Raw genomic sequence first — 9,050 nt, 5'->3', positions numbered from 1 at the left:
AACGGGGCCTCCCTGGCAGTCTGTGTCGTGTCGCAACTACCAGTGTGTCAGACCGTCCCGTTGTCCGCCCCTCCCCGATTTTCCGTCATGAACCAGAAAAAAGCTCGGGTTTGGACCGGATCACGCCCGCGATCGCGTGGCAGGGCGGGCGCGGCGGACCCATATGGCCGGTGGGGAAACCCGAGGCGCCGCCTCCGGTCGCCCCCGCGCCACGCCCCCGCATGCCCCCCCGCACAGAACGGTGTCTTCCCATGTCCCACACCGGCCCCGCGCCCACCGTTGCCCGTCGTCTCCCCCCTCGTCTCCCCCCTCGTCTCCCCCCTCCTCTCCCCCCTCCTCTCCGGGGTCTCGCCCTCGCGTGTGCCCTGATGCTCGCAGCCCTGCCGGCCGCCGCCGGGGCGCCGCCCTGGGGCGGCCCGTGGCAGGCCCCGGTGCGTACCGACCATCCGCTGGTGGGGCGGATCCTCGATGCCCGGACCGCCGCGCCGGTGGCGCCGGCGGCCGTGGCGGAGCGCCTGGCCGGGGCGCGGTTCGTGCTGCTGGGGGAGGTCCACGACAACGCCGACGCCCACGCCGCCCAGGCCTGGCTGCTGGGGCGGATGGTCGAGGCCGGGCGCCGGCCCGCGGTGGTGATGGAAATGCTGGACGCCGCCCAGGCCGATCCGCTGGCCGCCTATCTGGCGCGCGCCGATGCCAGCGCCGCAGGGCTGGGGCCGGCGGTCGACTGGGCCGCCAGCGGCTGGCCGGACTGGGCGCTGTACCAGCCCATCGCCGCCGTGGCGCTGGACGCCGGCCTGCCGATTCTGCCTGGCAACCTGCCGACCGAGACCGTGCGCCGGGTCGGCGCGGAGGGGGCGGCGGCGGTGCTGGGCGCCGACGGCCTGGCGCCCCGGGCGCTGGACGCGCCGCTGCCGGATGCGCTGCGCGCCGACCTGGCGGCGGAGATCATGACCGGGCACTGCGGCATGCTGCCCGAGTCCGCCCTGCCTGGGATGATCGCGGCCCAGCGCGCCCGCGACGGCGAGATGGCGCGGGCGATGGCCGCCGCGGCGGACCGGCCGGACGACGACGGCGTGGTGCTGATCGCCGGCAACGGCCACGTGCGCGCCGACCGCGCCGTGCCGTGGTACCTCGACCACCTGGCGCCCGACGGCGCGGTGGTGACGGTGGGGATTCTGGAGGTGCCCCCGGACATGCCGCCCGACCCGGCACCCGCGGACCTGCGCGACACCGCCGCCGACGCCGGCCCGCCGCCCTACGATCTGGTGCTGTTCACCCCGGCGGTCGACGACGTCGACCCGTGCGAGAAGTTCCGCGACCAGCTCGAACGCCTGCGCGACCGCCATGGCGGCGGGACGGCGGGGGACGCTCAGTGAGCGACGCCGTGCGCTCCTACGCGTCGGTGCGGCGGCGCCACGGGATGGTGGCGAAGTCGACGCCTTCGTCGCGCAGGGCCTCGGCCTCGCCCGGGGTGGTCTGGCCGTAGATGCCGCGCGCCTCGGTCTCGCCGTAGTGGATGCGGCGCGCCTCCTCGGCGAACCGATCGCCGACGTCGTCGCAGGTGCGCTCGATCTCGCCGCGCAGCGCCTCCAGGGCGGCCACCACGCGCTCGGCGGCGGCCGCGCTGGGGCCGGCCACCGCGCTGGCCCCGGAGAGGCCGGCGCCGGCCGGCGCCGGCCGCCCGCGGACCGCACCGGCGGTGGGCCCGGGTCGCTCGCCGGCCGGCGGGCCGGTCTCCGGAGCGGTCTCCGGAGCGTTCTCTGGGGCGGGCTGTGCGGAGTCGGGGTCCCCGGCGCCGTGCGGCGGCGCGGTCTCGCGCACGCCGTGGTGGCGGGCCAGGCGCGGCGCCATCACGGCCTTGGCAACCTCGCGCGAGCCGCACAGCGGGCAGGTGACGACGCCGGCGTCGGCCTGTTCGTCATAGGCCGCACTGTCGCGGAACCACGCCTCGAAGGCATGGCCGTTATCGCACTGGAGGGAATAGAGGATCATGGCTCTGCCCTGCTCGGAAACCGCGCGTCGGACGGCGGGGGCACGGGAGGGGGCTCGTCCCCCGGCGCTCGGCGCCCGGCGCCCGTCTGGACCCCGCGTCCTGTGCCCCACGCTACACCCGGGACCTGAACGCTTTGCAAACGCGCGCGACCTTTACCGGGCCGGCCCGGTCGTGACAAGACGAAGCCGACCCGCCCACCGGTGCCGGACCCCGTCGCCATGCCGCCGCCCGCCGTTCATCTCGCTCTCACCGTGCCGTCGCCCTGGATCACCCGCTTCGCCGCGTTGATCCGCCCCGGGGGGCACGTGCTCGATGTGGCCTGCGGCGGCGGCCGTCACGCCCGCTGGCTGCTTGATCGCGGGTTTCGCCTCACGTTGGTGGATCGGGATGTCGATTATGTGGCCGATCTGGCGGATCGGGCCGAGATCGTCGCCGCCGATCTGGAGGACGGCACCCCCTGGCCGTTCGCCGGCCGGACCTTCGATGCCGTGGTGGTGACCAACTATCTGTTCCGCCCGCTGTGGCCGGCCCTGACCGAGGCGGTCGCCGCGGGCGGCGTGCTGCTGTACGAGACCTTCATGATCGGCAACGAGCGCTTCGCCCGGCCGCGTAACCCGGACCACCTGCTGCGGCCGGGAGAGTTGCTCGACGCCGTGGCAGGCCGCCTCCAGGTGGTGGCGTTCGCCCAGGGGATCACGCCGACGCCCTCCGGGCGCGGCCAGGGCGTGACCCAGAGCCTGTGCGCGGTGCGCAGCGATCAGCCGGTGGCCCTGCCGCCGGTCCCGGCCGCGGAGGCGCCCGAGACCGGGTCGCCGAACTGACGAATGCGGCGGTAGATGGTGCTGGGGCTGACCTCCAACAGGGCGGCGGCGCGCGGGACGTTGCCCTGACAGGCCTTCAGCGCGGCCGTCATGTGCTCCCACTCCACCTGCCACATCGGGCGCAGGCCATGCGCCTCGCGCAGCGAATCCAGCGCGCCGGTGCCGGCCCCGGGCGGGGCGGGGGGGGCGGACGCTCCCGTTGCTCCGGATGCCCCGGCGGCGGGTGTCGACGCCGGCTCCGGGGGCGCGGGCGCGGCGGCCGGTGCGGGCGCCGCGCTCAAGGCCGCGCCGAGCGCCCGCGTCGGCCCGTCCAGCATTTCGGCCGTCACCAGCGGCCCGGCGTTGAGCACCACCACATTGCGCAGCACGTTCTGGAGCTGGCGGACGTTGCCGGGCCAGGGCAGGCGCAGCAGCAGCGCCTCCGCCTCCGGCGTGAAGCCCTGGAAGTCGCGCCCTTCCTCGGCGGCGAATCGCTCCAGCAGGGCGCGCGCGATCTCCACCACGTCCGAATCGCGTTCGCGCAGCGGTGGCAGGTGGATGGGGATGACGTGCAGGCGGAAATACAGGTCCTCGCGGAACCGGCCGGCCTGGACCTCGGCCCAGGGGTCGCGGTTGGTGGCGCAGATGAAGCGCACGCTGACGCTCTCCACCCGGGCGCCGCCCACCGGCGTGAAGGTGCCGGTCTGGATGAAGCGCAGCAACTTGGCCTGGAGCCCCAGGTCCATCTCGCAGATCTCGTCCAGGAACAGGGTGCCGCCGTCGGCCCGGGCGGCGGCGCCCTGGCGGTCGGCGATGGCGCCGGTGAAGGCCCCCTTCACGTGGCCGAAGATCTCGCTTTCGATCAACTCGTGCGGGATGGCGGCGCAGTTCAGGGCCACGAACGGTCCGGCGGCGCGCGGGCCGGCGCGGTGCAGGGCCTCGGCGCAGACCTCCTTGCCGGTCCCCGACTCCCCGGTGATGAACACGCTGGCGCGCGATGGCGCGGCGGCCTCGATGGTGCGGTAGACCCCCTGCATGGCCAGCGACGAGCCGATGAAGCCGTGGAAGGTCTCGCGCCCGATCTCCTGGCGAATGCGCCGGATGGTCCCCGCCATGGCGTGGCGCTCGACCGCGTTCTTCAGCGTCACCCGCAACCGGTCGGCGGCGAACGGCTTGGTCAGAAAGTCGTCGGCCCCGTCCCGCATGGCCTCGACGGCCACCTGCATGGAGCCCTGCGAGGTCACCACGATCACCGCCATGTCCGGACTACCGGCGCGGATCTCGCGCAGGATGTCGAGCCCGGAGGCGTCCGGCAGCAGCAGGTCCAGGATCGCCGCCACATGCCCGCCCCGGCCCAGCAGGCGGCGCGCCTCCGCCCCGGTCTCGGCCAGATCGACCGCCCAGGGCAGGTCGGCCAGGTACTCCATGTAGACGCGCGCCATCGAAGGCGTGTCCTCGACCAGCAGGACCCGTCCCCGGGGAGGCGTGACGGGCGAGGCGGAGGGGTGGGGCGCCGGGGCGGACTGCATTGCAACTCCTTTTGCGCGAGTCAGACACACGCACAGGACCACATTGTAGCGGGTCAGGACAGCGAGGAAAGCCCGGATAGTGGCATCGTTCCGGTGAGGCGATCGCGGGCGGTCTCCTTTGGGACGGTCCAGGGCTACCGAAGCCCAGTCCTGGCGGTCCTCTTGGTCCGGGGCGGTGTGGGGCGCCTCCAAGCGCCGCATTCCCCACCGCGCCATCGGAACGATTTGTCCTTCTTTTGATAGGAAACCACGCCATGTCGCCGCGCGCCCCGGCGGTGGCGCCCGCGCGTTGGCAACGGCCTTGACGCTCCCGCCGCCACATGCCACGTCCAGCACGCGCGGACGTGGCCGGTCACAGGCCGGGCCGCGCGGGGGCGTGTGCGGTTTCGCCCCGCCCCCGCGCCTTTCCGGAGTCCATGACCATGTTCGACAGCGTGTTCCTCGAACTGTCGGCCATCCTGTTGCTGGCCGTCGCGGTCGGCGCGATCGGCCTGCTGTTGCGTCAACCGCTGATCGTTTCCTTCCTCGCCGCCGGCATCCTGGCCGGTCAATCCGGATTTGGGCTGGTCCAGGCCGAGGAGCAGATCCAGGTCCTGGCCGAATTCGGCATCGCCCTTCTGTTGTTCGTGGTGGGGCTGAAGCTGGATCTCGCCCTGATCCGCTCCATCGGCCGCGTCGCGGTGGTGACCGGCCTCGGCCAGGTGGTGTTCACCGCCCTGGTCGGATTCGGCCTGTGCCTGGGGCTGGGCCTGGACCTGCTGCCGAGCGTCTATGTCGCGGTGGCCCTGACGTTCTCGTCGACGATCATCATCGTCAAGCTGTTGTCGGACAAGGGCGAGATCGACGCCCTGCACGGTCGCATCGCGCTTGGCGTGTTGATCGTGCAGGACATCGTGGTGGTGCTGGTGATGATCGGGCTGTCCTCGCTGACGCTGGACGCGGGCGGCGGCGCGGTGGCCATGGCCTGGACCGTTCTCGGGGTGCTGGCCAAGGGGGCGGCCTTCCTGATCGGTCTGGCGCTGTTCATGCGCTACCTGGCGGAGCCGATCCTGCGCCGGCTGGCCGGCGCCCCCGAGCTGCTGGTGTTGTTCGCCGTGACCTGGGCGGTGGCGCTGGCCTCGCTCAGCGGCCTGCTCGACTTCAGCAAGGAGATGGGGGCCTTCCTGGCCGGCGTCAGCCTGGCGTCGACGCCCTACCGCGAGGCGATCGCGGCCCGGCTGGTCAGCCTGCGCGACTTCCTGCTGCTGTTCTTCTTCATCCACCTCGGCAGCGCCATGGACCTGGGCACCATCGGCGCCCAGGTCGGCAACGCGGTCTGGCTGTCGCTGTTCGTGCTGATCGGCAACCCGCTGATCGTGCTGGTGCTGATGGGGGTCATGGGCTACCGCAAGCGCACCGGCTTCCTGACCGGCCTGACGGTGGCCCAGATCAGCGAGTTCTCGCTCATCTTCGCCGCGCTCGGTCTGTCGCTCGGGCACCTCACCCGCGAGCACGTCGGGCTCATCACCCTGGTGGGCCTCATCACCATCGGGCTGTCGACCTATATGATTATCTACTCGCGGCGGCTCTATCAGCTTTGCGAGCCGCTGCTGGGCATCTTCGAGCGCCGTCGCCCGGTGCGGGAGATGGCGCTGAAGGAGGCCGACGCCGCGCCGCGCGAGGTCGACGCCATTGTGGTCGGTCTGGGCCGCTTCGGCAGCAACATCGCCCGCGCGCTGCGCCAGGAGGGGCGGCGCGTGCTCGGGGTCGACTTCGATCCCGAGGCGGTGCGGCAGTGGCGGCGCCAGGGTCACGCGGCCTGGTACGGCGACGTCACCGATCCCGAATTCCTCAAGGAACTGCCGCTGAAGCCCGACCAATGGGTGATCGGCGCCTTCCGCGTCCACATGGTGGGGGCGGCCGGGGTCAATCCGGTGCTGTCGCTGGTGCGTGGGCTGCGCGCCCACGGCTACCGCGGCCGGGTGGCGGTGACCGCTCAGCGCGCCGACGAGGTCGAGGGCTACCGGGCCGCCGGCGCCGACGTGGTGCTGCTGCCGTTCGCCGACGCCGCCCACCATGCCCTCGATCGCCTGGCCCATCCCGAACGCGGACCCGAGGCGGAGCCGGACCCCGACCGGGCCTCGGCGGAGGCGGCACGCTCGGCGGCGGGCTGACAGGGCCATCAGGGGACCGGCGTCTTGAGCCGCCTCTCGGGCATGCCGGCCCGATGTCGCGGGCTGTGAGGCGTTGTCCCCAGGCCGTGACGACCACTCAGCATGCAAGTCAGCATGCACGGCGTGCCCTGGAGTCTTCCCCCGATGGCCCCGGGCGGGCCGATCGACGCCGCCCATTCCGAACGCTGATGCCCGCCATCAGGAGAGTTCGTTTCCCCGGGCGGCGCGCCGATGGCACAAGGGGGGCCGCGCCCGCGCCCGCGCCCGCAGCCCCGCCGCTGTCGGCCGGCCCCTCCGGACCCGTGCCATGCCCCGAGACGAGACCCGCGCCCTGCTGTCGCCCGCCGCCTGCGCCGCCTTCGTGACGGCGATGCCGGCGCTGTTCGTGCTGCTGTGGAGCACCGGCTTCATCGGCGCCCGTTTCGTGCTGCCGCACAGTCAGCCGCTCACCTTCCTCGCGCTGCGGTTCGCCATCACGGTGGCCCTCTTCCTGCCCCTGGTATGGCTGGCGCGGGCGCCCTGGCCGGCGCGGCCGGCGCTGGCCGGGCACGCCATGGTCGCCGGGCTGCTGCTGCACGGCGGCTACCTGGGCGGGGTGTTCGTGGCCATCGAATGGGGCCTGCCCGCCGGCATCGCCGCCCTCATCGCCGGGCTGCAACCGCTGCTGACCGCGGTGGCGGCCGGCCCGCTGCTGGGCGAACGGGTGTCCGCGCGTCAGTGGCTGGGCCTGGGGCTGGGCCTGGTGGGGGTGGTGATGGTGCTGGGCGACAAGCTGGCGCCGCGCGCCGGCGCCCTGTTCGACGGCTTCGGCCCCGAGGCGGTGGCCGCGGCGGCGGTGGCGGTGCTCGCCATCACCGCCGGCACCCTGTACCAGAAACGCTACTGTGGCGGCCTGGATCCGCGCACCGGCGCGGTGTTCCAGTTCGGCGCCGCCATGCTGGCGATGCTGGCGGCGGTTTGGGTGACCGGCGAGGACACCACCATCGCCTGGACGCCGGGCTTCGTGTTCGGCCTGGTGTGGCTGGTGGTGGTGCTGTCGATCGGCGCGGTGACCCTGCTGATGCTGCTGATCCGCCTGGGCGAGGCCGCCCGGGTCGCCAGCCTGTTCTACCTGGTGCCGCCGGTGACCGCATTGCTGGCTTGGCTGCTGTTCGACGAGCGCCTGGGGGTGCTGGCGCTGGCCGGCATGGCGGTGGTGGCCGTCGGTGTGCTGCTGGCGTCCGGGTGGCCGCGCCGGCGACGGCCGGCGTGACAGTTCCGTGACCGGTCCCGCCGCGCCCTGGTCTCGGGCGCAATCTTGCCCGAAAATCACCGTGATCGAGGGGCATGCTGATGCGATCATGACCACGGGATGAACCGGCCCTGCGACCCGCCGGGGCTCTCGCGCCAGGGGCGGGGAGGGCGCGGGGCTGGCCGGTGTTCGCGCATGCGGCAGGAGGGCGACCATGACGGCGAGGGAGGCGGACCGCGACGCCTGGGAGAGGTATCGTCCCCGGCGCCGTGACGTCCTCGGGCGCGGCCTGGCCCTGGGCCTGGGCGCGGCGGTCGCGCCCCTGTTCGCCCCCCTGATCGTCCCCGCCGGCGCCGGCGCCGGCGCGGCCCGCGCCGCCACGGCCCGCGCGCAGGATCCCGACACCGCGCCCGGGATGCGCTTCATACGCATCGGCACCGGCTCCACCGCCGGCTACTACTTCCCGGTCGGCGGCCTGATCGCCAACGCCATCAGCCGTCCACCCGGCGCGCGGCCCTGCGAGCGCGGCGGGAGCTGTGGTGTGCCCGGCCTGATCGCGGTGGCGCAGTCCACCGGCGGGTCGGTGGACAATGTGCGCGGCCTCGCCACCGGCGCGCTGGGTCTGGCGTTGTGTCAGGCCGACATCGCCTACTGGGCGCGCACCGGGACGGCCGTGTTCGCCGACGCCGGGCCGATGCTGGATCTGTTCGCCCTGGCGCGGCTGTACGACGAGAAGGCCCACCTGGTGGTGCGCGCCGACAGCGACCTGTATCACGTCGAGGATCTGCGCGGGCGCCGGATCGCGCTCGGCGAGGCCGGCTCCGGCACGCTGGTGGACGCGCGCCTGCTGCTGGCCGCCCACGGCATGAGCGACGCCGACGTGGAGCCGATCTACGACAAGCCGGGACCGTCCGCCGACCTGCTGGTGGCCGGCGAGATCGACGCCTTCTTCTTCATCGGGGCGGCGCCGGTCACCGTGGTCACGGATCTGGCGGCCGCGCTGCCGGTGCGGCTGATGCCGCTGGACGGCGCGCCGGTTCGCGCCATGGCCGACAGCCACCCCTACCTGACCCTCGACCACATCCCGGGCGGGGTCTATGCCGGCATCGACACGGCGGTGCCGACCCTGTCGGTGGGGGCGGTGCTGATCGGCGGCGCGGCGCTGACCGAGTCGCTGGCCTACAGCATCACCCGCGCGCTGTGGCACCCGAACACCCGGACCCTGTTCGAGAGTGTCGCGACGGCCGAGACCTTCACCCCGGAGGCGGCGCCGCACGGCACCGGGATTCCCTTGCACGTCGGGGCGCAACGGTACTACGAGGACGCGGGCTACCTGCCCTGATG

7 protein-coding genes are annotated in these 9,050 nt (G+C 73.5%); 5 read left to right on the top strand and 2 right to left on the bottom strand.

The genetic code is table 11. The annotated features are described in order from the left end of the window. Positions 1–368: 368 nt before the first annotated feature. Positions 369–1,376, top strand: a complete 1,008-nt coding sequence (locus GGD88_RS07490; protein WP_184433592.1) for a ChaN family lipoprotein — start codon at positions 369–371, stop codon at positions 1,374–1,376. Positions 1,377–1,392: 16 nt separating this feature from the next. On the opposite strand, the gene GGD88_RS07485 is transcribed toward GGD88_RS07490, so the two are convergent. Beyond that, positions 1,393–1,992, bottom strand: coding sequence for a DUF1178 family protein (locus GGD88_RS07485; RefSeq protein WP_184433589.1), 600 nt, complete (start codon positions 1,990–1,992; stop codon positions 1,393–1,395). Positions 1,993–2,211: 219 nt separating this feature from the next. On the opposite strand from GGD88_RS07485, the gene GGD88_RS07480 reads away from it, so the two are divergent. After that, on the top strand, positions 2,212–2,814 hold the full coding sequence (locus tag GGD88_RS07480; RefSeq protein WP_184433586.1) for a class I SAM-dependent methyltransferase: 603 nt from the start codon (positions 2,212–2,214) through the stop codon (positions 2,812–2,814). Here the strand turns inward: GGD88_RS07480 and GGD88_RS07475 are convergent. Continuing rightward, a complete protein-coding gene (locus GGD88_RS07475; RefSeq protein WP_184433583.1) occupies positions 2,751–4,322 on the bottom strand; it encodes a sigma-54-dependent transcriptional regulator in 1,572 nt (523 codons plus the stop codon). The genes GGD88_RS07480 and GGD88_RS07475 overlap by 64 nt on opposite strands. 416 nt (positions 4,323–4,738) lie before the next feature. On the opposite strand from GGD88_RS07475, the gene GGD88_RS07470 reads away from it, so the two are divergent. From GGD88_RS07470 to GGD88_RS07460, 3 genes are all read left to right on the top strand, one after another. Then, complete coding sequence (locus GGD88_RS07470; RefSeq protein WP_184433580.1) at positions 4,739–6,475, top strand: cation:proton antiporter; 1,737 nt, start codon at positions 4,739–4,741, stop codon at positions 6,473–6,475. A gap of 307 nt (positions 6,476–6,782) precedes the next feature. After that, the gene (locus GGD88_RS07465; RefSeq protein ID WP_246423632.1) at positions 6,783–7,727 is read left to right on the top strand and encodes a DMT family transporter; all 945 of its coding nucleotides are present in this window, start codon (positions 6,783–6,785) and stop codon (positions 7,725–7,727) included. Between the two features lie 193 nt (positions 7,728–7,920). Further along, complete coding sequence (locus GGD88_RS07460) at positions 7,921–9,048, top strand: TAXI family TRAP transporter solute-binding subunit (protein ID WP_184433577.1); 1,128 nt, start codon at positions 7,921–7,923, stop codon at positions 9,046–9,048. Positions 9,049–9,050: the final 2 nt, after the last annotated feature.

The sequence above is a fragment of the Roseospira goensis genome (assembly GCF_014197795.1).
In the GTDB taxonomy this organism is placed as follows: domain Bacteria; phylum Pseudomonadota; class Alphaproteobacteria; order Rhodospirillales; family Rhodospirillaceae; genus Rhodospira; species Rhodospira goensis.
The sequence above is the reverse complement of the archived record's forward strand: the minus strand, read 5'-3'. Positions and strand labels throughout refer to the sequence as shown.